Consider the following 26380-nt stretch of genomic DNA (forward strand, 5'->3'; position numbering starts at 1 on the left):
AATTGGCTTTGATGATGGCTATTTTATTTCCTTGCTTAGCGGTAAAAGAAAAACTGGACCATATTTTCCGAAGAATCATGGAAAATATGGTCCAGTTTATTTATCGGCGTGACTTATGTCCCAGCCTCGATTTTTGTTTTTATTCGACTGGATGCAGTACGCAGTTACCGTCAGGATTGAGGACTATTATTAGTTTGATTGGTCGTTGCTTGATACATGGCTGAAATGTGTTCGCCCTTTCGCTTGCTACATAGCTAAAATGTGTTCGGAGTTTTAATTCCCTGCAATTTTTTTATCCAAGAAATTGCTACACGCAGTAACCGTCAGGACTGAGAGCCATTATTCATGGCTCCCAGTTACTGTCGGTCTGCAGTAAACATCAAGAGTGAATCCCGCTTTTCGCAGAATTCACTAATTGTTGTTCTTGCTGGGGCACTAAGACGAAATCAAAGATTTCTGTAGTGCTCTCTGCGGGGGTGAGAAAACGAAAGCATCTTCGTATGCTTTCTGTCTCACTCCCTACCACTCATACCCCGCGGGGTTCTTAATATACTTTTCGTACACGTCCCGCACAATTCCAATTTGTTCATTAGTCAATGCAGGCACCTCCGCCGCACTTGTATTTCTCACAATTTGGTTTGGATTACTTGCTCCTGGAATCACAGCTGAAACTGCGTCCTGCATGAGAATAAAGCGAAGGGCGGTAGCTGCTAAATTGTCAGAGCCAAGTTTTTCCTTCAATATATTTGCTGCATCGACCCCCGTATTGTAATCAACACCTGAGAAGGTTTCACCCTTATCAAACTGCTCACCATTTCGGTTATTAGTCCGGTGATCTTCGGGTGAGAACTTGGTGTCTTTTGTGAACTTACCCGTCAACAAACCACTGGCAAGTGGGACCCGAGCTAAAACACCGATGTCATGCTTCTTAGCAAGGTCAAAGAACAGTTCTTCTGGCCGCAATCTAAACATGTTGTAGATAATTTCAACGACGGTGATGTCATAATCCATGGCCTTGATTGCTTCTTCAACCTTTTCAACACTAACCCCGTAATTATGAATCTTTCCCTCTTTTTTTAGCTGATCAAGAGTAAAGAAAGTTTCTGGAGTGTAGTAAATTGAAGTTGGTGGACAGTGAAGTAGAACAACGTCTAAAGCATCTGATCCCATGTTTGTTAGGGACTCATCAACGTAACGCTTGATATGCTCGGGGTCGAAGTGTTCAGCAGCAAGCGGAACCTCTTTTCTACCAATCTTAGTCGTGAAGTGAACATCAGGATGGCTCTTTAAAAATTGACCAACGGTGTGTTCACTATTGCCATCTTGATAACCATCAGCGGTATCAAAAAAGTTAACTCCTTGATCATAAGCAGCTTCGAGAGTCTCGATCGCGCCTTTTTTATCAAACGGATCTCCCCATTTACCACCAAGTTGCCAAGTTCCGAGTGATACTTCGCTGATGTTATAACCAGTATTGCCAAGTCTACGGTATTTCATTGTTGAATTCCTTTCTAAACCAAAAATTACTTGTGTACTATTAATTAAAGCCCGTTTCAAATAAAAGTCAACAGCCATAAAATGACATTTGGTGGTCAAAAAATATGGCAATCTAGTTCTTTCCGTATTTTTAGTATATTCTTGAGGTATATAATATAGAAAAAGATTGCGGGGGAATATTAGATGAAGACAAAACATTTACGTCAGTTGGGAATGGCCCTGGTTTCGACCATCGGGTTGGGCGTTGTAGCTCAAATTGAAGCACCGGTTGCAACTGCGGCAAGCAAAAACGTGACGCCAAGTACTGCTGTCCTAAAAAAGAGTAGCAAGTATTATCGGAAATATTCAATGACACTAGCTAAGAAGTACAAATTGGGGTACGATTTGCAGACTGGCTTTAATAAGAAGAATCGGGTTAAGGTCTACTTTAATAGTAAGAGCAAACCACTAAAGAAGAGTCTTACCGCTGCAATGAAGTTCTGGAATAAGAAATTAGGGAAATCAGTATTCTACTATGGTAGTAAAAAGAGTCATACGATTTCTTTCTCGATTGCGAAGGATAATCCAAGCTCTGCTACTGACTCAGGAGATGCTTGGTGGATTCCCGCTCAGAAAAAAGTTCAAGTCAGTTCTTACTATTATAAGCACTCGACTCACTCAATCAAAAACGAAATGCTCCATGCTAGTTTGAATGAGCTAGGCAAGGAAGCGACTGAGAAAGTTGCAGCTTATGCTCAAGAAGTTGGCCAGAGTGATCCGGACTATAAGACCAAAGTTGAGGCATTTCGGCAAGACCAAATTACTGTTGTTCAGGGTGAGTTGACGGATATTGAAAATAAAATTGATGTCGACGGAATCGCTAAAAAGGGAACTCAATTTGAATACGCCAACGTGCTGACTCATGAATTAGGCCATGTTCTTGGGCTGGAACACTCACCAAGCAAGTCTGACGTTATGTATTACGCTGCTCAGTGGAACTGGATTTTTGATTATAAGAAAGTTGCTGCAAGCAAGTCTGGGTATGATCCAATCACTAAAGCGGACCAAAATCGGGGTAAACTAGCATGGAAAATATATAACGCAAGGCATTAATTCGGGGGATTATTATGAAGCATGAATGGCGAAAATTAGAGAAGCAGATTTACCTTCCTAAATCAGTAGCAGTCATAGAGGTTCCAAACTTCAAGTTTCTTACGCTCACTGGGAATGGTAATCCAAACGAATCTGAGTTTGGTGATAGGGTTGGTGCGCTTTATGCATTAAGCTATGCAGTTAGATTTGCTTTGAAGAAGGGCGAGTTAGGAAATGATCCCTACGAGTATACCGTTTACCCGTTAGAGGGAGTGTGGACGCTACCGGATAAACCGACAGGTGAAATTAATAAAGATGACTTAATTTATAAGATAATGATTCGCCAACCTGACCAAGTAACCGCGTCCATGATTGACGATTTGCAGGGAGCAACCGCTACTAAAAAACGAAATAATTTAATAAATGATATTAAATTTGAAGAATATACTGAAGATAAGTCGATTCAGGCTTTACATGTTGGCCCGTACGACAGTGAAACTGCAACTTTTTCGATGATGAATAAGCAGCTCGATGAGCTAGGCTTGAAGCAGGTGCCGACGATGGGAAAGTACCAACATCGTGAAATCTATCTTTCTGACCCCCGTAAAGTTGCCCCGGAAAAACAAAAGACGGTTTTACGTTGGCGCGTAGCTGAGAAGTAAATCTAAGTGTAAAAAATCTGAATTTATTATAGTAATAAGTAGCTAGAGGTGACCATAAAGTACGTTATGGTCGCCTTTTTTTTGTGGTCAAAACAATGTAATATAAATAGTGATGAAATTTTTGGAGGATTAATGATGGCAGAAGAGGCAAGTACGAATCGAGATGGGCAAAAAGCCTTTCTTGTAATAACAATTATTGCGTTAATGACGTTCCTAGGGGTTTTGGTTGAAACGTCAATGAACGTAACTTTTCCAACAATAATGAAGCAATTTAATGTTTCGTTAGATACGGTTCAGTGGGTAACGACGGGATACTTATTGACGGTTGCGTTGACAATGACAACGTCAGCTTACCTAAAGAGAAAGTTTACTAACAAAACATTATTTTTGGCTGGAACCATTTTGTTTATCGTTGGTGACTTGATGAGTGGCCTAGCTCCTAATTATTGGATCCTATTGCTTGGACGGCTAATTCAGGCTGGTTGTGTTGGAATCACCGGTCCCTTAATGAACAACATTATTCTGGAGATTGTGCCACGTCATAAGTTGGGAACGTATATGGGGATGGCAAACCTGATTGTTTTGGTTGGACCAGCTCTGGGTCCCTCGTTTGGTGGATTGATGGTATCAATTTCAGATTGGCGGATGATTTTCTGGGGGACACTGCCAATTGCAGCGATTTTACTTTTGCTTGGTGCAAGTCAAATAAAGCAGTATTCGAAGCTAAAGACCGGATATGAGTTTGACTGGGGTGGCTTTGTCGCTTTATCAGTTGCCTTGGTTGCGTTGATGCTCGGTATTAATTCGATTAATCGGGCAAACGGGGTAATTGCTACCATTATCGGCTTAGCGATTAGTATAGTTGCATTTGTCACGTTCTATAAACAGTCCAAGCGGACAAGTCGGAAATTATTTGAAATTAGTACGTTTAAAGATAAAGTTTTTCTTTACAGTTTTTTGCCATATATTTTTCTTCAACTAACCAATATTAGTATTAATTTCTTACTCCCAAGTTACGTTCAAATCGTTAACCATGCTAGCTCGTTTGTTGGGGGCCTAATTTTATTGCCAGGTAGTGTTATTAATGGATTTGGTCAACCAATTTATGGCTGGATGCTTGACAGGTACGGCGCAAAATTGCCTTTGTACCTGGGCAACTTTCTATTTGCGTCAACCCTTGCGATCTATGTCTTATTTATTAGGAGTATGGATGTTGTGATGATTGCAGTTATTTATACGGTGTTTGCGGCTGGTCGCTCAATGGCCTTTGGTAACAGTATGACTTATGGACTGAAGAAAATTGATGATCGGGTTCGAAGTGACGCAAACGCAATCTACGGTACTGGGCAGCAAGTCGCCGGCTCGATTGGAACCACAATTAGTGCTGCGTTGATGAGTTCCATTAGTATTGCGGGAATGACCCATGCTCAGAACATTGCGGTGGGTAGTCAATTAACGATTGGTTTGTTTCTAGTTCTAGGACTAATAAACTTTGGCCTGTACCGGAAGTTGTTTAGGGTAACTGATTAAAGAATTAAAAATAATTAATATCAAAAGTATGAATAATATACAACGAGTAAAAGCTGATTATTGCTATATAGTCAGCTTTTTTTAATATGGGTGTATGCATAAAAATATAAAATATTAAAATTAAATGGAATAAACATTAAAATTTAACTTGCTAACTTTAATCTTTTGGGGTAATATACATATCAATTAATAAAAATACTTAATAATGTATATTTGGGGTGATTGATTTGGATGTTGCATTAGTCGGAATGAGTGGATATGCTGGAAAAATTTTATATAGTCTTTTGAGTGACCACAGTAGTATAGATACTATAAATGTGTACGACCACAACTTAAGCGAACCAATTCAATTTTCAAAAATATATCCGGAAATGGTTGGTAATGATACCCTTGCTTATCCATATGATTATACAGAAATAATGAATAATAATACGGCGGTTTTCTTTGCGACATCCGCAGGAGTAACTTCTAAATTGGGAGAACCGTTTATCGAAGCCGGTTTTCCAGTTATCGATCTGTCGGGGGATTATCGTCTCAAGAATTCAGCCACATATGAGAAATGGTATCAGAAGCCCGCAGCCAAAGTTGGTTTGGCAACTGCTCAGTATGGACTAGCTGATTTTGGTGGCATAAATCCAGAGACCAAGTATGTTGCTAACCCAGGTTGTTACGCGACTGCAACGTTGACTGGCCTTGAACCCGTGATGAATTCAGCAATGTTCCAACTCGACAGTATCATTGTTGACGCTAAGTCAGGAACTTCTGGTGCTGGGAAGAAACTAACCGATGGCAGTCATTTCATCAACGTTAACGAAAATTTTTCGGTGTATAAGGTTAATCACCACCAGCATATCCCAGAAATCATGCAACAGTTAAAGCAGTGGAATTCGGATGCCAAACCAATTCAGTTCACCACTTCTTTGCTCCCAATCACTAGGGGAATTATGGCGACGATATACGTTAAAACTAAAGCTGGCGTCAGCTTCGACGATATTGATGAATTGTTCTCATCGAACTTAGCTAGTGCGCCGTTTGTTAGGTATCTTGGTGCAAAATTACCAGATATCAAGGAAGTTACTGGAACCAACTTCTGTGATGTGGGGGTTGCCTATAACGAAACGACCCAGACTCTAATGATTGTCAGTGTGATCGATAATTTAATTAAGGGTGCCAGTGGTCAAGCCGTTCAGAATTTTAACCAGATGTTTGGTTTTCCAGAAAACGAGGGATTAAAGCTGAATCAAGTTGCCATTTAGAGAGGATGATAAGAATGCAAGAATTAGATGCTGTGATTAAGAAAATCGGGTTTACTTGGCCCCAGGGATTTCACTCTGATGCGATGAACGTTGGTATCAAGGCAGATAAGTTGGACTTTGGTTGGCTGGTTTCTGAAGTGCCTGCGAGTGCTGCAGGAGTATACACAACGAATCAGTTTCAAGCTGCTCCAACTAAGCTGACTAAGGAAACAATTAATAATGGGCACCAACTTCAAGCCGTAGTTATGAATAGTGGTAATGCTAACTCTTGTACCGGCCCTCAAGGCGAAGCAAATGCCAAACAGGTTCAGGAACAGACTGCTAGTAAATTAGGGCTGGATTCTTCGATGGTTGCAGTTGCTTCAACCGGAATCATTGGTAAGCAGTTGCCAATGGCCAAGATTGAGGCGGGAATTAGCAAATTACAGCTGACTGATTCTACTAAAATCACCGAAGCGGTTCTCACGACCGACACTCACGCTAAGACGATCTCAATCGAATTAAATTTGGGTGGTAAGAATATTATTATCAGTGGTTTTTGCAAGGGTTCAGGAATGATTCACCCTAACATGGCGACCATGCTTGGGTTTGTGACAACAGATGCTAACGTTGATGCAGATTATCTCCAGTCACTTTTGATTGATGAAACTAACCAAACGTTCAATCAGATTACCGTCGATGGTGATACTTCCACCAACGATATGGTGGTGATCATGGCAAACGGAATGGCAGGTAATTCTGAAATTAACCAGAACAATGAGGACAAGGCGATATTTGAATCTGGGTTAAAAAGCGTTATGACCTATTTGGCAAAACAAATTGCCGAGGACGGTGAGGGGGCAACCAAGCTTGTTGAGGTCAATGTCAATTCCGCCTTGAACCAGTTGGAGGCGCAGGAAGTTGCTAAGGAAATCGTTGGCTCCAGTTTGGTCAAAGCAATGCTGTTCGGTGAGGATGCTAATTGGGGCCGAATAATGGATGCCATTGGTAAGACGGATGCTCACTTGGATGTAACTGGGGTAAGTGTATGGCTTAACGGAATCCAGTTAGTCGAGCAAAGCCAGCCGGTTGATGGAATCGATTTAGAGGCTGCTCGGAAATCACTCGCCACCCATAACGTGGTGATTGACGTTGACTTAGGAGCTGGAAATGCCAGCGGAACAGCATGGGGATGCGATTTAACTTATAAATATGTCCAGATAAACGCAGCGTACGAATAGGAGGAAACCATCATGAAACCAGATGTAATTATTGTCAAAGTTGGCGGTCAAGCCGTTGAAGAATTGGATGAATCATTTTTTGATCAAATTAAGACATGGCAAGTTTTGGGAAATAAGGTAATCATCGTTCATGGTGGTGGCCCTCAAATTAGCTCATTGATTAGTGCATTGAATATCGACGCTCCTAAAATTGATGGGGTCCGGGTAACAAACGATGCAGCAATTTCAATTGTGGAGTCGGTACTGATTGGAATGGTTCAACCCAAGTTGCTGGCAAAACTTGGTAGTAACGGAATCGATGCTAGTTCTCTCAACACGATGAATTTTAATCACTTCGAAGGGCAATACCTCAATTTTGAAAAGTTTGGGTTGGTTGGTGAATTGACCAAGGTTTGGATCAAGAATGAAGAATTGAATGATCCAAGTGTTGTGAGTGTGGTTGCGCCAATTATTAATGGTACTAGCGGAAAGAAACTCAATGTTAACGCTGATACTTTTGCGGCTGCTTTGGCTAAATTGATTGCTGCGGACAAACTATTGTTTTTGACGGACGTCCCAGGGGTGATGAAGGAACACAAGACAATCGCTAACTTGTCTGAAACGGAGGCAACTCAACTTTATGATTTAGGAATTATTACCGATGGCATGATGCCGAAAATTCAGGCTGCCATTGATGCGTTTAAGGCTGGGGTTGGTTCGGTTCAAATCAAAGGGAACGTTATGGGCGATGGTACTGAAATCGTTGCAATGGGCTAGGAGGTAGGAATATGAGTAATTTGTTTCATACATACAATCAGTTTCCGATGGAAATCGTTGATGGCCATGACTGGACTCTGATTGATAATCAGCAAAAAGAATATCTAGATTTTACTAGCGGTATTGGGGTTTGTAGTTTTGGTTACAGTAATGAGTTGATCAATCACCTGGTTACTAACCAAATTGGTAAAGTGTGGCACACGTCAAACCTTTACCCCAGCCAGGCTCAAGAAGAAGTGGCTAAGCTCCTCTGTCCAGACGGGATGGTTGCCTTTTTCTGCAATTCAGGAACTGAGGCGAACGAAGCAGCTTTCAAACTAGCTCGCAAAGCCACTGGCAAAACTAATGTGATTGCCTTCAAGAACGGTTTTCATGGCAGGACGTACGGATCGATGTCGTTGACTGGAAATTCCCACATTTCTGAAGGCTTTGCACCATTGGTACCAAACGTTGAATTTGCTGAGTATAATTCTGAATCTGCCTTTGAGCAGGTCACGGATGATACTGCTGCTGTCATTCTTGAAGTTGTTCAAGGTGAGGGTGGGGTGGTTCTCGCTGATAAGCAATGGTTGACGGAATTACAGGAAGTTTGTCACCAATGTGGTGCGCTAATGATTGTTGACGAAGTTCAGACTGGGATTGGCCGGACGGGAACGAAATTCGCTTATGAGCAATTTGGAATCGAACCGGATATTATCACCTGTGCTAAGGCGTTGGGAAACGGGCTTCCGGTTGGAGCGATGTTAGGGAAAGAGAAATTAGTACCGGCGTTTGGACCGGGGAGTCACGGCACGACCTTTGGTGGTAACAAAGTTTCAATGGCAGCGGCTAAGGGGGTATTGCAGCAGCTGACACCTGAGTTTTTAGACAGTGTTAGCCAGAAGGCCAACGTTTTGAAAGAAGAATTAGCGGTGCAAATCAAACCATTGCCAGTTGTGAAATCAATCAGTCAGCTTGGAATGATGGTTGGGATTAAACTTGATGACCAGGTGGCGGTTGCTGATGTGATAGCTGATTTACAAAAAGCGGGGATGTTGACGTTGAGTGCTGAGCACAACACGTTACGGTTGTTGCCACCACTGATTATATCTGAGGGAGACATAGTCTTTGGGGTTGAGAAAATAAAGAGTAGTTTAAAAAATGTAATGGTTGTTGAGGAACAATAAAAAAGCTGGCGGAATTTTCCGCCAGCTTTTTTATCATTCTTCAACAGTATCGTTTAATTCTTTTGCCTGATAAAAATCCGCAAAAATATGGCTGCTCTTAACGCCCCAGTGATAGAAAACCAGTGAGGCAACGGCAATCACTAAAAAGTCGTAGGGATAATGAATCCAGTTTTGACCGTGGAACTCAGTACTCCCACCATAAGATATGACTGAGAGAAAGACCAGGTAAGTCACCATCCAGAGACCTGACCAGAACGCCTTTCGGGTGTTAACAAATTCAGCTCGGTATTCGTAGTAGAAATAGAATGGTAGTCCGAGTACGATTACTAAAATAACTTGAACTGTGGTTGGCCACATTGCCCAGTAAATAGCGAGTGAGGCCAACATGAATGAAAATGGAGCCATGAAGTTTAAATGTTTTAGTCTAATTGGTCGTTTGAAATTGGGTGCCATTTTTCTGAATGACATTGCAGTGACTGGACCGGTCAGGTACGCAATTAAAGTTGACGTACAGATAACGGTCGCCAAAGTTGCCCATGATCTAAAGATTGATACCATCAACATGCTCAAGACGGCGTTTACCACCAATGCTACCCGAGGAATGCCGTACTGTTGGTTGACCTTCCCGATAAAACTAGGGATGTGTTGGTTGGCCTCCATTGCGTAGAGTGCCCGCGCAGTTGATGCTGCGAAGGAAACTCCAGTTCCAAATGGTGAAACGAACGCATCCATGTATAGTAACACTGATAACCAGTGAATACCTAGCAAAATTGCCAAGTCAGCAAATGGTGAGTTAAACGAAATTCCGTTCCAACCATGTTGGTGCAGAAAGCCGGGAGCCATTGAGGTGATGAATGTACTTTGCAGTACGATGTAGATAGCTCCACTTATTAAGAGTGAAATCATGATTCCCCGCATGATGTTGTGCTTGGAATCTTTGATCTCGCTTCCCATGTTAATGACAGTTTGAAATGCGTTAAATGAAAAGATAATTCCCGCAGTCGCGGTGGCCGAAAAGATTGGGGCTGACCCGTAAGGCATGAACTCATGAAGAGTATGACCATAGTTTTCGGGATGAAAACCAGACACAGTCAGCATAATAATCGTCAAGATGGGAATCCCAATCTTGAATACTGAAATCAGACTAGTAAAGCGAGTTAGCAGACTAACTGACCAGTAGTTTAGTAACGTGAAGATGATGATAAAGAGAAACACCATCAGCAGTCCCACGTTAGTTATCGTTCCGTTTTGTAGGAATCCATGGGTCCATTTAGCAAACGACCAAGGCCAGGAGCTCATGTACTGTACTGCGGCAACGGCTTCAATTGGAATTAGGGTAATTAGCGATATCCAGTTCGCCCAGGATGAGATGAACCCGAGAAGTGGACCGTGGGAATACTGAGCATAACGGCTCATTCCCCCAGCCTCAGGGAACATCGCCCCTAATTCGATGTAATTATAAGCAATTGTAGCAATTACGACGCCACCAATTATCCATGAGATGATGGCCGCGGGGCCGGCAACAATTGACGCCTCCCACGAACCAAACAGCCACCCGGAACCAATCAGTGAGCCTAAAGTTAACATAATGAGCTGAAACAAACCTATCTTCGTTGTGTTTTCAGAATCCATACATACCTCCTTAACAAAGTATTTTCCAGTGTAACAAAAATAGAAAATATGTCAAAAGTAGCTATGGAATTATAAGCACTTACTCTTCAATAATAACGGCTTTAATTCCCTCACTAGCAAGGATTCGGGACGCATTGTAAGGGCCAATTCCTTTTCTGAAAGTAATGTAAACCGGTTGTTCCCTTGGCAGTTCGTTGATGCGATCTCGTAATTCATTTAATGGGATGTTGAGAGTAGGCTGGATATTTCCCATGGTAGGCTTGCCTGCTTCCTTGATATCTAAGAAAACCGCGTTGCTTTTAATATCATCGGGAATATCAGATTCCTTAATAGTTTCAACGCCGTCAGTCAGTGAGTGCATAGCGACGTAACCGGCAATGTTGAGAACATCGCGGGTCGATGAATAAGGTGGGGAATAAGGAATTTCCAAGGCTGGTAGGTCAAACACACTTAAATTACCAGTGATGGCGACAGAAAGTTGTGAAATTCGTTTATCAACTCCTTGTGTTCCGATTGCTTCGCCACCGAGAATCTTACCCGTTTTGTCTTCGTATAATAATTTGAAATTAACTCGGTCTGCTCCCGGGTAGAAGTAGGCGTGATCAAAAGGTGTGATGAAGACGGTCTTGTAGTTTGATACCCCTTTGGCTTTCAGCATTAGTTCGGTGTAACCGACGAAACTAGCGGTTAGGTCGAAAAGCTTTGAAGCTCCCGTTCCGATAAAGCCGTTGTATTCCAAAGGTTCACCGTTCAAGATGTCGGCAAGCAGGTGACCTTGGCGATTAGCAGCACTTGATAGCAAACTAGGAATTGGTTGGCCGTCAATTAAACTAGTGGTTTCGATCACATCGCCAATTGCGTAAATATTGTTAACGTTGGTTTCAAATTGATTATTGACTGGAATATGGCCATCTGCTGTAGTTTTGACTCCAGTGGCGGCCGCAATTTCTGAGTTTGGTTTGACACCCGTTCCCAGAAAAACCATGTCAGTTTGATGAACCGTTCCATCAGCATAGTTGATGGTGTGACCATTATCCTCAATTGAGGCGACTGTTTGATTTAGATATAGTTTGACACCCTTATCCTTTAGATGGTCTTTGAGAATATCAGTGATTTCTGAGTCGTACGGGGCAGCAATTTGATCACTCTGTTCAACAATTGAGACATCAATTCCCCTGGTGATGAAACTTTCGGCAAGCTCAATCCCGATTGTACCTGCCCCAACGATGGTGACTTGTTTTGGGGATTTTTCGTCAATGAATGATTTTATTTGGTCGGCTTGACTTAAACTCCGTAAAACGAAGGCATCGTCTGCATCCTCGATTCCGGGAATTGGTGGGAAGGTGGGAGACGCCCCAGTTGCTAAAATTAGTTTGTCATATCTTTCGGTGTATTCCTCACCAGATGAGTGATCAGTGACGGACAGCTGTTGGTTATTTGAATCGATAGCAGTGACTTCGTTGTTTAGTCGAACGTCGATGTTGTTTTTAGCTTTTAACACTTCGGGCGTTCTCTCAATCAGAGTATTACGATCATCGATTATGTTGCCAAGGTAGTAAGGAATGGCACAGCTGGCAACGGAAATAGCGATGTCCTTTTCGAGAATGATTATCTCTGCATCTTTGTCGATACGTGATAGGCGGGTGGCAAAGGATGGTCCGCCGGCGATGCCACCAATGACTACGTATTTCATGTTGTTTCCCCCTTAGATGTAACCGCTTTGTTACGTTAAGAATATCGAGTTTGGGGGCAAACGGCAAAGAATTGGTCTTTGGGTATTTGGTGGTGGGACAGAAAGCATACGAAGAAGCTTGATGGGATGTCTGAGCGTTTTTTTTGAGAAAAAACGAGTTGCCTGTGCAGGACTATGCGTAATCGTTCAAAAGGCAATGCCTATCAGTGGTGTCGTTATAGTTAGGCGTATTCGCCTTACTATAAGACTCGAGTTTGAAATTTTCGTTTTTTGAAAAGTTCAAACCGATGTCCACCACGTTCCATAGGTATTGCCAAAGAACGATACATGGTTCCACGGGTATTGCTAAAGAAATAATTACTGAAAACCGATGTCCACCACGTTCCATAGGTATTGCCAAAGAACGATACATGGTTCCACGGGTATTGCTAAAGAAATAATTACTGAAAACCGATGTCCACCTGGTTCCATAGGTATTGCAAAACAGCGATACATAGTTCCACAAGTATTGCTTAAGAAATAAATACATAATAAAAAGGCCTCTCTCACGTTTCCGTAGGAGGGGCCGTCATTAACCATTATTTTTCTGGTGTAATTGGTGAGTTATCAGCATTCGTCCGAACTACGATAACGTCACAAGTTGCGTTTCTATTTACAAATGAAGAAACTGAACCTTCAAGCACTCGTTGCAACCGGCTCATACCAGTAGCCCCAATTACTATCAAATCAGAGTCATGATCCTTTGGAAATTCAAAGGCGATAACCGTCTTGGGATTACCAAATCGAATATGGATGTCGATATCTTCAAAACCAGTTTCCTTCTTGATTCGGTCAACAAGTTTGTTTAAGTAATCGGTGGTGTCCTCAACTAAGTTGTTGATAACGTCACCATCAACCATTCCACCGTAATTGTAACCATATTGTGTGGTGCTAAGAACGTGCAGTACGTCCAAATGAGCACCGTTTACTTTAGCGACCATTGCGGCCTTTGTTAATGCTGTTTCAGCTTGTTTGGACCCGTCAACGGGTGCCATAATGTTTGTGTATTGAGCTTCCATGAATCTACCCCTCCGATTTGTATTCGAATTATCTTTGTTCATTATATCACTATGCTTTTTAAAAACCGATATTTAATTCCTAGAAGGCAAACTAACGACGGCTTCTTCAAGTACGTGGCCGTTCATTTGCTTTTGCATTTCATTCAACCAAAAACCATCCTTTAGGTCAAGACTAGAATCTAGCGCATAAACGTGGAGATGGTAATCGTGAGTTGCATCAGGTGGCTGAGGACCGTTGTAGCGCCAAGCTGATGCGGGGTTGGTATTTCCAACCAGACCGCCAGCAGTACTATTAGCCCCTTGAATCATTGGGACAATCAATTTACGACTGTTATCCTCGGGGATCTCTTTTGTGTCACCCGGAATGTTGGCTGCGGTCCAGTGAATCCAAGCAAATCCACCAACTGGAATTGCGTCCCAGTCAATTAGTAGCAGGGCAAACGTTTTGGTGTGGGCAGGGCCGTCTTCAATTGAGATTGGAAATGAAACGATTGGCTTATCATCTAATTTTTCAGTGGCGTGCTTACCATACTTATCAGGTAAGAGGCCATTTTCTAGTGGAACAGAAATTTTCATATGTTATTCCTCCCTTATTTATCGTTATTTTACAAATGTGAGGGTGTAGTATCCTTGACCATTAGTTGTGATCGTGAAGTTGTTGTAACCAGCCCGGAGCCAGTCAGCTTTGGTTGCTTGAGCCCAATTCCGAGCATCACTTATGGATGCGAAGGTGTGTGGTTGGGTAAACTGATCTGCCGAAGAGTTGACTTTAGGTTTGGCTGGCTTTTTGTTAGGGATAGTTTTGGATGGAGTTTCATTTAAAATCGATTGCTCATCCTGTTTTACAGATGAATCTTTTTCGTTGTCAACTTCGGACTGGAATGAACTTCTCTGTTGTGAGGTCAAACCATCGTTGTTGGCTTTACTCAATCGACTTTCGAAACTTTCCACTTTATGACTCTCTTCATTGTGGTCTAACTTTTTCTTGATTGTTTTAGTGATTGGTGACTTGTCTGAGCTGCCTTTTTCGTGTTGTTTACCGGCAGACTGTTGAAACCAACTAATTCCCAGAGCAATCATCACGGCAACCACGAGAATTAGAACTGCAAACCACCAGCCACGAAAGTTATTTCTCTTTTGGCGCCTGGAGCTATCATCCTCACTAAAGTCGTATTTTTTATATTGCGGCTTATCATCTTTGTTCTGCAATGCAATCCCTCATTTTAAATGTGCCTTGAAAGTTTTCGCTATCGCTCTTATTATAACAGAATACCAAAAAAGTGTATTTTAAGGGTGTGAACGATATCGAAATTAACTTTCAAAAACTTTCGGATTTAGGTGTTATTGAATTATATAACATTTATCGGCTCCGGGTCGATGTTTTCGTGGTGGAACAAAATTGTGCTTACCCAGAGGTCGATGATGAAGACCTAACGGCGTATCATTTATCGATGTATGAGGGAGAACACCTGGTAGCGTATTGTCGGGTTATTCCTAATGATAATCAAACTATTGCTAGGATTGGCAGGGTAATTGTTGCGAAGGAATATCGGCGCAGGCATCTTGGCAGTGACCTCATAAACGAGGCAATGGATCGGGCTAAAGTAGCGATGCCGAATCTGACTAAGTTTGTCCTGGCAGGGCAGGTTTACGTTAAGGATTTTTACCATTCATTCGGATTTAAAGACGTTAGTGATGAGTATCTTGAGGATGGCATTCCTAATATCGACATGGAACTTGATTTGAAAAACTGATTGACAAGGTTAATCAAACCAGTATAATTAGTCGTTAAGAAATGAATCTTTAACTCTGGTCCAGAGAGACTAGCAAGAACCGATATGAAATGGACATTTTGTGTGCCCAATAACGCCTATCACTTGCTAGTGGTGGGCGTTTTGTTTTGGATTCAAATAATAAAAAGGTGGCACATTTTATGTCGAATCAAAAAGATTATCATGACGACGAAGCGTTGTTGGATATTCATGACAAACCCAAGTTTTTCCCTTGGATCGGTCTATCACTCCAACACATGTTTTCAATGTTTGGCTCAACGGTTATCGTTCCGTTATTGGTGGGATTAAGCCCAAGTATTGCGTTGTTCTCATCTGGTGTCGGAACGTTGCTTCACATCATGATTACTCAGCGAAAGATTCCTGCCTACATGGGATCAAGTTTCGCATTTATTTTACCAATGACGGCTTTGATGAAGACGACTGGATATCCAGGAATCGCTCAAGGGGTTGTTGGAGTTGGTTTGGTATACCTATTGGTCGCAGCGATTATCTGGGCAATTGGTTCTGCGTGGGTTGATAAAATATTGCCACCAATCGTTGTTGGACCAATTGTTATGGTTATCGGTCTTTCACTCGCTGGAAGTGCCGCTCAAGATGCCATGATGAAAGACGGTAAGTACAGTTTGACCTACTTCTTGATTGCATTAGCCACATTATTCTTAGCTATTTTCTTCAATATGGTTTTCAAAGGCTTTATTGGTTTGATTCCAGTTCTACTTGCAATTGTCTGTGGATACTTACTATCTGTCTTTTGTGGCTTGGTTGATTTACATGCCATTGCTGCAGCATCTTGGTTTAAGATTCCGCAATTTGAATTCCCAGGTATTTCATATAAGTTCAAGCTAAACTGGGGTGCGATTATGTCGATTGCCCCAATTGCGTTTGTCACGATGACTGAGCACATGGGTCACATCATGGTGCTTGATGAATTGACTCACAGAAACTTTTTCAAGGATCCAGGTTTGAACAGAACCCTTGCTGGTGACGGTGCTGCATCACTTTTTGCTGGATTAGTTGGTGGTCCTGCGGTTACTAGTTACGGCGAAAACATTGGGGTTATGGCAATTACGAAGATTCACAGTGTGTACGTATTGATGGGTGCAGCTGTCTTTGCAATTATCTTCTCCTTTGTTCACAAACTAAACGTGTTGATTATGCAAATGCCATTGCCTGTTATCGGTGGAATTAGTTTCCTATTATTTGGAACGATTGCCACTTCCGGAATTCAGGTTATGGTTGAAAACAAAGTTGATATGGGCTTGAAGCGAAATTTAATGATTGCTTCCTCAGTTATGGTTATTGGAGTTGGTAATGCCTATCTTCAACTTGGTGATTTCCAATTTACCGGACTTGCTTTTGCAACGATTATCGGAATTGTTCTTAACCTTGTATTGCCACAGAAGGCTGCGAGTGAGAAGGAGCATGAGATGAGGTTGGCGCGTAAGGCGGCGGGAAAGGATTAGAGTGTGAGGGAGTGAGACAGAAAGCATACGAAGATGCTTTCGATGTCTCACCCCCGCGAGACCGACAGTAACTGAGGACCATGAATAGTGGTCCTCAGTCCTGACGGTTACTGCGTGTAGCAAGGATTTGGATAAAAGCAAAGAATGCAGCAATAAATTTCACGAAACTGAAATTTATTACTGCATTTTTTCGATATGTGAACTATTTAGTATCTTAATATTTTATAGGCGCATGGAATTGAAACTCCGAACACGTTTTTTGCTGGCCTTTCATAGTTTTAACTACTCCGCACGTTCCGTCCGCTTAATATCCGCTCTCATATCCCTCACTAATAATGGCAAGAATAACAAAATGTAGATAAACAAAAATAGTCCCGTACTAATGAAAATATACGCACCATTACTGATGAATTTAAAAGCAAATGTAAACAACAATGATCCTAGTGGCGAGATGCAAGTTACAAGGGCAATAAACGTTGACATTACGCGCCCTAGCATGTGGGTTGGTACCGTTAGCTGCATGTAAACAGAACTGGAAATATTAAGCACTGAATTGAATACCCCGGCGGTTGCCAGAGTTCCAGAACAGAGAACCGTAAAGAGCAGTGGAGTGGTGTAAGTTAGGTTGAAAATTCCAATTAAGAAAATTGCCACACTCATGATTACAAGTGGAATTACGATTTTAACTAGCAGATGTTTCCTACCTGGAAAGATGCTGAGCAAAATGCTCCCGGCCAAAATTCCTGCTGAAAAGAAACCGTCTATGATACCGACGGCTGAATTGCCAGCGTGAATTTGGTGGACGATTGTATATGGAAGGCCAACCGTGACCGCAACAAATAGAAAATTAATCATGCAGGCAATCAAGATAAGGTCTCTCATCATTTTTCGATTGAGGATATAATGAAGCCCCTCCATGAATTGAGTGAGCTGATTTTTCAGAGAGTTATTGGTTCTTGAGATACTCTTGTTTTCGTTGCGTTGATAGTGAAACTTCATTGAAAGAGTTATTCCAAGCCAAGCAATTGAAGCAATGATTGAAATTAAGACAAATGTGTCAAATTTAACTGCAGAGTATAGAGCAACACCAACAATTGGAGCAAGAACTGATGATAGGGAAGAAGCTGACTGAGTCAGTGATCCTAACCGGGGGATGAAGTCTGGACTTACCAATTCTTTCACGGAGGCGGTGTAGGCAGTGGTTGAAAAGTTTCCGGTTGTAGAAAGGATAACTAGCAGGATGGCCACCGGAACTAGTTTTGAGAAACCGGAAAAATAGTCAATTGTAAGCCAAAATATTGTCAAAGCGATAATCTTTATTAAAGAACAAAAAATGATGATTCGTTTGTGGGGATACCGATCAGTAATATTACCAACGGGGATCATCGTTAAAATACTAACAATTGGCGTAATTGCGGACTCTAGGCCAAACGCAATTGGTGAATGGGTCTCACTTAATAACATCAGCCCGAGGGCGAGCGAAAACATTCCGCTACTAAACGAGCTGATTAGATTGCCAGTAACGTCTTTCACGATTTGAACTTTTGATTCTGATACAGTGATTGCTTGAATGGTTGAGTTTTCCGGATCAACATTGTTTGTCATATTGGACACCTTCAAAAAATAATTATCGTTAAAAATAATTTTAACGTTGATATGAATTTAGACGTTTGATATTATTTTGTCAAGAGCATATTATGAATTCGAGGTGAAATAAATGGCAGCGAAGAAAGTATCCCAGTTTGCAAAGTTAATGAGCGATGAAAAAGTTGGGGCAATCTTAAAAGTGACAAACGTTCCAGAGGGACTAACCACTAAGCAAATCGCAGAGAAAGCTGATATTCCAGCGAATCAACTGTACTATAAACTTAAGAAGTTAATTGATGCCGGCCTGCTTGAAATTGTTAATGTTAAGAGTGTTAAAAATCTGCAGGAGTATTATTATTCAAGCACTGGTTTTAGAGACACCAGTGAATCACTTGATGGTGGTGAGATGAACATCTCAGCTGAATGGGTGGCAGATCACAGCGATGAAGTTGCTCAGTGGCTGATATTCAACAATCAGCAGTTTTTGGAATCAATGGAGTCTGAAACCAAAAAGTATGGTAAATCAAAAGAGAATAAGAATCAGATCCACAGTTCTTATCTGACAGATAGTGTTCAGCTTAGTAGAGAGGCAGAGGATAAACTGCTGATGGATATCCGTCAGTTACTCCGGGATGCAGAAAAAAACGACCAGGGAAAAGATAAGAAGAAAATTAACTTTATTTTTGAAAAGTGGCTGGATAGAGGATAAGGGTATAGATTCAAAAAAAGCAGCGATAATTTTTCATGAAAATGAAAATTATCGCTGCTTTTGATTTTATCCAAATTATTGCTTTACGCAGTAACCATTGAGAATGCGACCCATTATTCATGGTTCGCAGTTATTGCTAATGAACGATTGCGTTCAGAATCAATACCATCAGCAACCCAACCACTGACAATACTGTTTCCAATACCGTCCAGATTTGAAGAGTTTGTTTAACTGATAATTCAAAGTATTCGTTAACCATCCAGAAACCAGCATCATTAACGTGAGATGCGGCAACTGAACCAGCACCGATTGCTAACGTGATCATAACTGGATCAGCGTGAGTTGCGGCAACTAGAGGCATAACAAGACCAGCAGCGGTCAAAGATGCAACGGCAGCTGAACCAAGGGCAACTCGCAAAATAACGGCAATCAACCAAGCTAAGATGATTGGTGATAAGTTAACATGGGCCATTGCGTGTTGAATAGCAGTACCAACACCACCATCAAGTAGAACTTGCTTGAAGGCAGCCCCACCACTGATGATCATCAGAAGCACAGCAACCGACTTAATGGCTTCGTTCAGAGTATTACCAATTTCTTTCATCGTCTTCTTTTGGTGTGAACCCATTGCCCACATTGCGAAGAGAAGAGAAGCAAGCATGGCAACAGTTGGAGTTCCCAACATTGTCATAATTGCGTTGAAACCATGACGCTCGGCGGCTTTAGAACCGTGCATCACCACAAGCTGGTAGATAGTTGAAGCACCCATGAAGATAACTGGGAAAAGGGATGTCAGCATTGAAATCCCAAATCCTGGTGTTTCGTCAAGGTTAAACTTCTTCATTTCACCAAGTGCAGGTAATTCGCGCTTAACTTCGAAAGCCTCTGGGGCATATTTTTTAGCAAGTCTTGAGAACAGAGGACCAGCGATAATAATGGTTGGGATAGCAGCGATGATTCCAAAAATCAACACTTTACCAATATTTGCACCCATTGCCAAAGTAACAGCAGTAGGAGCTGGTTGTGGTGGTAGGAAGGCTTGGGTAGTAGATAATGCAGCCAACATTGGAATTCCTAAGTATAGGAAGGGAATTTCAGCTTCCAAAGCAACGGCGAAGATGATTGGAGTCAACAGAACCAAACCAACTTCGAAGAACATTGACATTCCGATGATAAACGAAGCAATCACAACGGCAAGTTGGAGCTTGTTTTTACCAAAGAAACCAATCAACGTTTCGGAAATCCGGTATGATCCACCAGCATCTGATACGAGTCGGCCAATCATTGCACCAAACCCGAAGACGATTGCTAGGTCACCCATTGAATTACCAATTCCTTTGGTAATCGTGGTAGCAACGTCTGCAGGGTTCATTCCAAGACCCAAAGCAACAACGAAGGCAGTAAGAACCAACGCAACGAAGGTATTCATTTTAACCTTAATAATCAAGAATAATAGTAAGGCGATACCTAAGAACAAAACTAAAAATTGCAACTTTCTTCCTCATTTCTATATTTAAAATCGAACTTTAAAATTATATTGGTAAAAGAAAGCGCAGTCAATTTTTCCTTATAGGTCTCATAAGATATGTAAAAACAAGTGCGAAATAAAACTGTGAAACCGCTTAAACCGTTGTACCGATTGATGAAAATAATTTTCGAAATTTGTCCGATAAATTTTCAAAAAGATAATGGTATATACAAAAAAGATGGCTAAAAGTCAAGGAATAAGGCTTTTAACCATCTGAAAAATATTTTTATTTTTAAATAATCTTAAGAAAAACTAAAGAATTCGATAACTGTTTTAGTTTCTTTTCACGCATCTTAGTTAATCGTTTTGTTCATCCTTTGTAATTTTACCGTCCATAATGTGATAAACGTTATCGGCAAATTCAATCAAACGCACATCATGAGTAACAATAACGATCGACTTTTCTCTGGAATGGGCTAAATCACGGAAGAGCTTGCCGACTTCTAGTACTCTTTCACTATCGAGAGCAGCGGTTGGTTCGTCAGCAAGGACGATTGCAGAATCAGTGTAGAGAGCTCGGGCAATTGCAACTCGTTGATTTTGACCGCCTGATAATTCGCTAGGATATTTGTTAACTAGCTTTTCAATTCCAAGTTGTTGGAATAAATCAGCTAGCTCATTTTTATCCAAATTCCCAGATTTTCTAACCTTGTCAACTAACGTGAATTGTTCTTTAACTGTAAGATACGGAACCAAATTGTATGACTGAAGAATGAAGCCGATATTGTTCAGGCGAAGCTGATCTCGTTGCTTGGAGGACATGTGGTCAATTTGCTGATCATCGATGTAAACTTGACCTTCAGATGGAGTTTGGAGGCCGCCGGCAATGGTAAGAAAGGTACTCTTACCTGCCCCGGAAGGACCAAGAATCAAACTGAGTTCCCCTTTTTCGGTACTCATGTTGATGTCTGAAAGGACTTGGATGAAGCTGGAATCTTTACCAAATGATTTACTGATATTTTCTAATTTAATTGCTTGCATGTTATTAACCTCCGATTACGGTAACAGGGTCGACTTTAAGTATTGAACGAACGGGGATAAGGGCAGCTAAGAGTGACAGAGCAATCAATGCTGCTGAAACGGCTGCGAGAACTGGAACATCGAAGAAGATCGGCACTGCTGCTGGGAGAACCAAGGCAGTTGCGGTTGCAAGAACGGCACTAATCAATAGGCCAGCGGCAACAATGATGAATGATTGGGCAATAGTTGCCTTAACCAGAACATTTGCTGGAATCCCTTGAGCTCTCATGACGGCATAGTTCTTAAGTTTCTGCATTGTGAGAATGTACAGGAATACCGCGATAACGATGACCGAGATAACCATTAGGAAGCCAATCATTAATTCAAACGTTGTGTTTTGAGCGGAGTAACCAGGAAGCTTGTTGATCACAGTACCAACTTTGTAGTTTTTGAGGTGCTTATCACTGATGTTGATGCTATTAGATTTTGAGATCACAGCACTACCAACGATGTTTGAGTTGTAATTCTTTAGGGTGTTCCAGTGAGAAATGTCTCCATAGATGATTGGGGCAATATCAATTTTGGCATCCTTTGTAAAACCAACGATTTTAAACTTTTGGTTTGATGAATTAAGTTTGAGCGTATCGCCAAGTTTGTAACCATTTGTTTTGAATGCTTCATCGACGATTACATCACCCTTAGCTAGTGACTTCTTACCTGAAGTTACGTCCAAAGTTTTGTAAATGTATTGGTCATCTGATAGGCCAATATAACGGGCAGATTGTTTGCTTTGGCCAGTGGTCTTAGCGACGACTGGAGTTTCACCAATTACCGCATCATTCTTCTTATCAAGGCTGTTAATATCGCCCTTCATTAGAACTGACTGGTCAAGATTTATATTCGAATCTTTGTTTAGCGCAACTGTCTGGGTGTTCCAGGATTCGATTGCGGTAGTGTTTTGACGAGCTAATCCGATTGACAAACTAGTTAGAACGTAGATTAAGTAACCAATCAGGACAACCATTGAGATGATGAGTGAGTATCTGAATTTTTCGTGTTTCATTTCCTTTAGGGCTAAAAACATAATGATTCCTCCATTATTTAAATGCTGATAGGGACTGACGAAGTTTGGCCACGATTGCGGCTGTGTCTTCTGGGTAAGTTAGCGCTTCTTTGATTGCTTGATGGCTGAGAATTGCAATTGACCATATCTTGGGGGGCATGGTCGATTGACTCTTGATCATCTTTTCATCGCTATAAACCATTTCGTTGTATTGGTAGTGCAGCTTGAGTAAGTTGTAATACTGACTGTTGGTCACGTTAGCAACAAACCGTTCAACTGAGTTTGCGTATTCTTCAGGATCAGTTGTTTTATAATCCGGAATGTCTTTGTGAAAGTTGATCATCGCCTTTTTGAAGATGAAGCCGTAAGCATCCGTTAAATCTTCAAAGTATTTGTAAAACGCACCGCGGGCGATTCCGGCTGATTTGATGATTCGTGCTACTTGAGATTGCTCGAGGGGGTGTTCGGAAAACTCTTTTAGTAAGGCGTCTTCGATGAGTTGTTGTTTGTCGGGGTTAAGGTTTTCAAAGGTTGTGCTTGGCATGTAAGCACCTCGTTTCTTTCTGAGTGACACCGTGTCACTTATTGATTGGTTATATCATAGCAGGGTGGTGACACCGTGTCAACGCCTTTGCGTTAAAAAAGATAAAAAGTCTGTAAATGCTGATATGACGGGGAAATGATGCTTATCACAACTTATATTGACCTTGGAACGCTGTGCAAGCAACATTTTATTTACGGTAAGAAATAATGCTCATCACAACTCATATTGACCTTGGAACGCCATGGGGATAGGTTTGAGCCTGTAGTCTCAAACTCTACCCTTGTTCTAACCAAGCTTATAGCTTGGAAGAACAATTTCATGGCTGAAGGTCATATGAGTTAATGTGATTCGCATTTCCCATTCGCAAATACATTCTAAGGTTTATTTTGAATATTCAATTCGGTTATCCAATGAGAACTTTTAACATAGTTAATAAAAAAACACCAACAATCTCACGTCATCGAAATTGCTGGTGCTTAGTATCTAATTCGTATTAACATTCAAAAATAACTTGTAGGGGATGTCTAGCCATCAATATCGCCAAAGAACGTCAACATCTTTTCCTTGGTTAAATTACTTTTTTCTTCTGCTGAGAAATCATACTTAATCTTACCATGTTCCAAAACCACCAATCGGTTTCCATACTTCAAAGCATCCTCCAAGTGATGGGTAATCATTAGGCAGGTTAGCTTATCTTCGGTGATTCGTTCGTTGGTTGCGCGCATGAGGTCCGCTGATGTTTGCGGATCAAGAGCAGCGGTATGCTCATCAAGCAGCAAGATTTCTGGCCTTTTAATTGTAGCCATTAAGAAACTAAGGGCTTGCCGTTGCCCACCAGATAAGTCGCCGGTTGGGGTGTCCAGTCGTTCGTCCAAACCGTTGTTCATGGTTTGAGTTAACTTATGAAATTCAGCCATGTTTTGTTTAAGCTTTCTTGTACCTAACCCGCGGTGTTGGCCACGTTTCTTAGATAGTAGTAGGTTTTCTGCCACCGTCATCCGGGGAGCAGTTCCCATTTTTGGATCCTGGAACACCCGACTAAGGAAACGAGTCCGTTTTTCAACCGACATGTTGGTAATATCCTTACCGTGGAGGAGTATCTGGCCGCTGGAAAGGTGGAGGTCACCACCGATAATGTTGAAGAGGGTGGATTTACCAGCTCCGTTCGTCCCTAAAATGGTGATGAAGTCACCGGGATTAATTTTGAAGTTAACGTGGTCCATGATGTTGATTTCTTCTGGAGTACCAGCGTTTACCTTCACAACGGCATCTTTGATTTCAAATATTGGTTCACTCATTGCGGGTTGCCCCCTTTGCGATAGTTCTTCTTACTTTGAAGCGTTTTTCAAACGCGGGAAACATCATGAAGATTGCGAGAACGATTGCTGAAATGAGGTTCAGGTCGTTTGCGTTGAAACCGAGTTGAAGCACGATGAGGATAACAAACCGGTAAAGAATACTACCAATTGTTACGGCAATTAATCGCTCATTCATCGTCAACTCACCGAACACGACTTCGCCGATAATAATAGAAGCAAGGGCGACAACGATGATTCCAATTCCCATGTTAACGTCCGCAAAACCATTGTTTTGAGCAACCAAAGCACCACCGAGGGCGATAAATCCGTTTGATACGGAAAGACCCATAATTTGCATGGTATCGGTGCTGATTCCCAGGGACTTTGCCATGACGGGATTATCACCAGTAGCGATAAATGCTTGGCCAAGGTTAGTTTGGAGGAAGTAGATTATTAGTCCTGTCACCACAAAGATTACTAACATGCCTAAGAAAACGCTGTTGAAATAGGGTGGGAGACCTTTGAATGAATCAAGCAAGGTGGACTTACCATATAATGATAAGTTTGCTCGGCCCATGATTCTAAGGTTGATTGAATAAGCAGCGGTCATGGTCAAAATCCCGGCAAGTAGCACGGGAATCTTGCCCTTGGTATAAAGCAAACCGGTGACCAGTCCAGCCAGCATTCCAACAATCATTGCTAGGAGGGTTGCGAGAATTGGTGGCACGCCGTTGTAAATAGCGGCCACGCAGGTAGCTGCTCCCATTGGGAATGTTCCTTCAACGGTCATATCAGGGAAATCAAGAATCCTAAATGTTAGGAATAGGCCGATACCAACGACACCCCAAGTGAGGCCCTGGCCAATTGCAGATACGATTATACTCATTTGACGATTTCTCCTTTCGCTTTGGCTTCCTTCATTAAACTAGCGGGGATGGTAATGCCCATCTTATCAGCCTGTTTTTTATTGATGATCAATTTACCGTGGGTGAAGTATTTGATTGGGGTAGTGGCTGGTTTCTTATTACCCTTGAGAATCTGGGCACTCATTTTACCAGTTGCAACACCAAGTTTATATTGGTCAACCCCGTAAGTAGCAACGCCCCCGTCACGAACCATTGTGTCAACGGCTGGAAATACCGGAACTTTAGCTTGGTTAGCAGCTCCGACTAAGGTCTGCATTGCTCCAGCTATCGTGTTGTCGGTAGGTACGTAAATGGCATCGACTGAGTTAACGGCTTGCTGAGCTACTTGGTTTAAATCATTGGTGTTCGAAATTGAGTAAGCTTTAAGCGGAATCTTTTCTTGTTTACAGATTTTTTTGAACATTTTGTACTGAGCGACCGCCGAATCATCACTAGAGGTATAGATGATTCCGAGGGTTTTCATCTTCGGCATTAGTTTTTTGATCAAACCAAGTTGTTCTTTCAATGGGGCCTGGTCAGAAACACCGGTAATATTACCCCCAGGGCGTTTGTTATTCTTAACTAAGTTAGCTCCCTTTGGGTCGGTGATGGCACCCAGAATGATGGGCTTATCTTTGATGGAATTGGCGAGTGACTGAGCAGATGGGGTGGCAATTCCGATTGATAAATCAAGGTTTTCGTTGGCAAACTTACTACTCATTGTTTTCAAATTACTCTGGTCGTTCTGAGCGTTTTGAAAATCAATTTTGATGTTCTTGCCAGGGGTATATCCCTCCTGCTTTAGGCCGGCGATGATTCCCTTGTGGATTGAATCAAGGGCGGGGTGGGACATCAACTGGAGAATGCCAATCTCCGGGGTTTTCTTAGCTGGCTTAGCCATTTGCGATTTCTCGTTAACAAAGGCGTAACCCAAGAATGCGAATAAAATAATGATGGCGATTAAAAGTGGGTAACTACGTTTTTTCATT

The 26380-nt window shown here is 41.8% G+C and carries 24 protein-coding genes; 10 read left to right on the forward strand and 14 right to left on the reverse strand.

Annotated features, from left to right (window positions below):
• Nucleotides 1-519 precede the first annotated feature (519 nt).
• Nucleotides 520-1497: an aldo/keto reductase gene (locus QOW94_RS08820; RefSeq protein WP_283680019.1), complete on the reverse strand. Its 978-nt coding sequence runs from the start codon at nt 1495-1497 to the stop codon at nt 520-522.
• 183 nt (nt 1498-1680) lie between these two features.
• Here QOW94_RS08820 and QOW94_RS08825 point away from each other — a divergent pair, with 183 nt between their 5' ends.
• The 7 genes from QOW94_RS08825 to argD all read left to right on the forward strand — a co-directional run bounded on the left by QOW94_RS08825 (nt 1681) and on the right by argD (nt 9158).
• A complete protein-coding gene (locus QOW94_RS08825; protein ID WP_283680020.1) occupies nt 1681-2589 on the forward strand; it encodes a matrixin family metalloprotease in 909 nt (302 codons plus the stop codon).
• Between the two features lie 14 nt (nt 2590-2603).
• Complete coding sequence (locus tag QOW94_RS08830) at nt 2604-3230, forward strand: GyrI-like domain-containing protein (protein WP_283680021.1); 627 nt, start codon at nt 2604-2606, stop codon at nt 3228-3230.
• A gap of 135 nt (nt 3231-3365) precedes the next feature.
• A complete protein-coding gene (locus QOW94_RS08835) occupies nt 3366-4760 on the forward strand; it encodes an MFS transporter (protein ID WP_283680022.1) in 1395 nt (464 codons plus the stop codon).
• 227 nt (nt 4761-4987) lie between these two features.
• A complete protein-coding gene (argC, locus tag QOW94_RS08840) occupies nt 4988-6016 on the forward strand; it encodes an N-acetyl-gamma-glutamyl-phosphate reductase (RefSeq protein ID WP_283680023.1) in 1029 nt (342 codons plus the stop codon).
• A 14-nt stretch (nt 6017-6030) separates the two neighbouring features.
• A complete protein-coding gene (gene argJ / locus QOW94_RS08845; protein ID WP_283680024.1) occupies nt 6031-7236 on the forward strand; it encodes a bifunctional glutamate N-acetyltransferase/amino-acid acetyltransferase ArgJ in 1206 nt (401 codons plus the stop codon).
• A 12-nt stretch (nt 7237-7248) separates the two neighbouring features.
• Complete coding sequence (gene argB / locus QOW94_RS08850) at nt 7249-7992, forward strand: acetylglutamate kinase (protein WP_283680026.1); 744 nt, start codon at nt 7249-7251, stop codon at nt 7990-7992.
• 11 nt (nt 7993-8003) lie between these two features.
• The gene (gene argD, locus QOW94_RS08855; RefSeq protein WP_283680027.1) at nt 8004-9158 is read left to right on the forward strand and encodes an acetylornithine transaminase; all 1155 of its coding nucleotides are present in this window, start codon (nt 8004-8006) and stop codon (nt 9156-9158) included.
• A 33-nt stretch (nt 9159-9191) separates the two neighbouring features.
• Here argD and QOW94_RS08860 read toward each other — a convergent pair whose 3' ends face one another.
• The 5 genes from QOW94_RS08860 to QOW94_RS08880 form a co-directional block, all read right to left on the reverse strand.
• Nucleotides 9192-10790, reverse strand: a complete 1599-nt coding sequence (locus tag QOW94_RS08860; RefSeq protein ID WP_283680028.1) for an APC family permease — start codon at nt 10788-10790, stop codon at nt 9192-9194.
• A gap of 79 nt (nt 10791-10869) precedes the next feature.
• On the reverse strand, nt 10870-12483 hold the full coding sequence (locus tag QOW94_RS08865; protein WP_283680029.1) for an FAD-dependent oxidoreductase: 1614 nt from the start codon (nt 12481-12483) through the stop codon (nt 10870-10872).
• Nucleotides 12484-13061: 578 nt separating this feature from the next.
• Entirely contained in the window at nt 13062-13541 is a 480-nt protein-coding gene (locus QOW94_RS08870; RefSeq protein WP_283680030.1) for a universal stress protein, read from the reverse strand.
• Nucleotides 13542-13613: 72 nt separating this feature from the next.
• Complete coding sequence (locus QOW94_RS08875) at nt 13614-14117, reverse strand: YbhB/YbcL family Raf kinase inhibitor-like protein (protein ID WP_283680031.1); 504 nt, start codon at nt 14115-14117, stop codon at nt 13614-13616.
• Between the two features lie 24 nt (nt 14118-14141).
• Complete coding sequence (locus QOW94_RS08880; protein WP_283680032.1) at nt 14142-14750, reverse strand: hypothetical protein; 609 nt, start codon at nt 14748-14750, stop codon at nt 14142-14144.
• Nucleotides 14751-14836: 86 nt separating this feature from the next.
• Between QOW94_RS08880 and QOW94_RS08885 the strand changes: the two genes are divergently transcribed.
• Together QOW94_RS08885 and QOW94_RS08890 are read left to right on the forward strand one after the other, a co-directional pair.
• A complete protein-coding gene (locus QOW94_RS08885; RefSeq protein WP_349630358.1) occupies nt 14837-15295 on the forward strand; it encodes a GNAT family N-acetyltransferase in 459 nt (152 codons plus the stop codon).
• Between the two features lie 179 nt (nt 15296-15474).
• Nucleotides 15475-16797, forward strand: a complete 1323-nt coding sequence (locus QOW94_RS08890) for a uracil-xanthine permease family protein (RefSeq protein ID WP_283680033.1) — start codon at nt 15475-15477, stop codon at nt 16795-16797.
• A 282-nt stretch (nt 16798-17079) separates the two neighbouring features.
• Here the strand turns inward: QOW94_RS08890 and QOW94_RS08895 are convergent, their stop codons facing one another.
• Nucleotides 17080-18402, reverse strand: coding sequence for an MFS transporter (locus tag QOW94_RS08895; protein WP_283680034.1), 1323 nt, complete (start codon nt 18400-18402; stop codon nt 17080-17082).
• Between the two features lie 112 nt (nt 18403-18514).
• Here QOW94_RS08895 and QOW94_RS08900 point away from each other — a divergent pair, with 112 nt between their 5' ends.
• Entirely contained in the window at nt 18515-19093 is a 579-nt protein-coding gene (locus tag QOW94_RS08900) for a winged helix-turn-helix domain-containing protein (RefSeq protein WP_283680035.1), read from the forward strand.
• Nucleotides 19094-19229: 136 nt separating this feature from the next.
• On the opposite strand, the gene QOW94_RS08905 is transcribed toward QOW94_RS08900, so the two are convergent.
• The 7 genes from QOW94_RS08905 to trpX all read right to left on the reverse strand — a co-directional run bounded on the left by QOW94_RS08905 (nt 19230) and on the right by trpX (nt 26379).
• Entirely contained in the window at nt 19230-20585 is a 1356-nt protein-coding gene (locus tag QOW94_RS08905; RefSeq protein WP_283680037.1) for a gluconate:H+ symporter, read from the reverse strand.
• A gap of 333 nt (nt 20586-20918) precedes the next feature.
• Entirely contained in the window at nt 20919-21602 is a 684-nt protein-coding gene (locus QOW94_RS08910; RefSeq protein WP_283680038.1) for an ABC transporter ATP-binding protein, read from the reverse strand.
• A gap of 4 nt (nt 21603-21606) precedes the next feature.
• Nucleotides 21607-22665 (reverse strand): ABC transporter permease, encoded by a 1059-nt coding sequence (locus tag QOW94_RS08915; protein ID WP_283680039.1) that lies wholly within the window; start codon nt 22663-22665, stop codon nt 21607-21609.
• Between the two features lie 13 nt (nt 22666-22678).
• On the reverse strand, nt 22679-23188 hold the full coding sequence (locus tag QOW94_RS08920) for a TetR/AcrR family transcriptional regulator (RefSeq protein WP_283680040.1): 510 nt from the start codon (nt 23186-23188) through the stop codon (nt 22679-22681).
• Between the two features lie 524 nt (nt 23189-23712).
• Nucleotides 23713-24486: an ABC transporter ATP-binding protein gene (locus QOW94_RS08925; protein WP_283680041.1), complete on the reverse strand. Its 774-nt coding sequence runs from the start codon at nt 24484-24486 to the stop codon at nt 23713-23715.
• Entirely contained in the window at nt 24479-25372 is an 894-nt protein-coding gene (locus QOW94_RS08930) for an ABC transporter permease (RefSeq protein ID WP_283680042.1), read from the reverse strand. The genes QOW94_RS08925 and QOW94_RS08930 overlap by 8 nt, the downstream gene beginning before the upstream one ends.
• Nucleotides 25369-26379 (reverse strand): tryptophan ABC transporter substrate-binding protein, encoded by a 1011-nt coding sequence (gene trpX / locus QOW94_RS08935; RefSeq protein WP_283680043.1) that lies wholly within the window; start codon nt 26377-26379, stop codon nt 25369-25371. The genes QOW94_RS08930 and trpX overlap by 4 nt, the downstream gene beginning before the upstream one ends.
• Between the last annotated feature and the right edge of the window lies 1 nt (nt 26380).

Origin of the sequence: Lentilactobacillus sp. Marseille-Q4993 (assembly GCF_951230165.1) — a bacterium.
In the GTDB taxonomy this organism is placed as follows: domain Bacteria; phylum Bacillota; class Bacilli; order Lactobacillales; family Lactobacillaceae; genus Lentilactobacillus.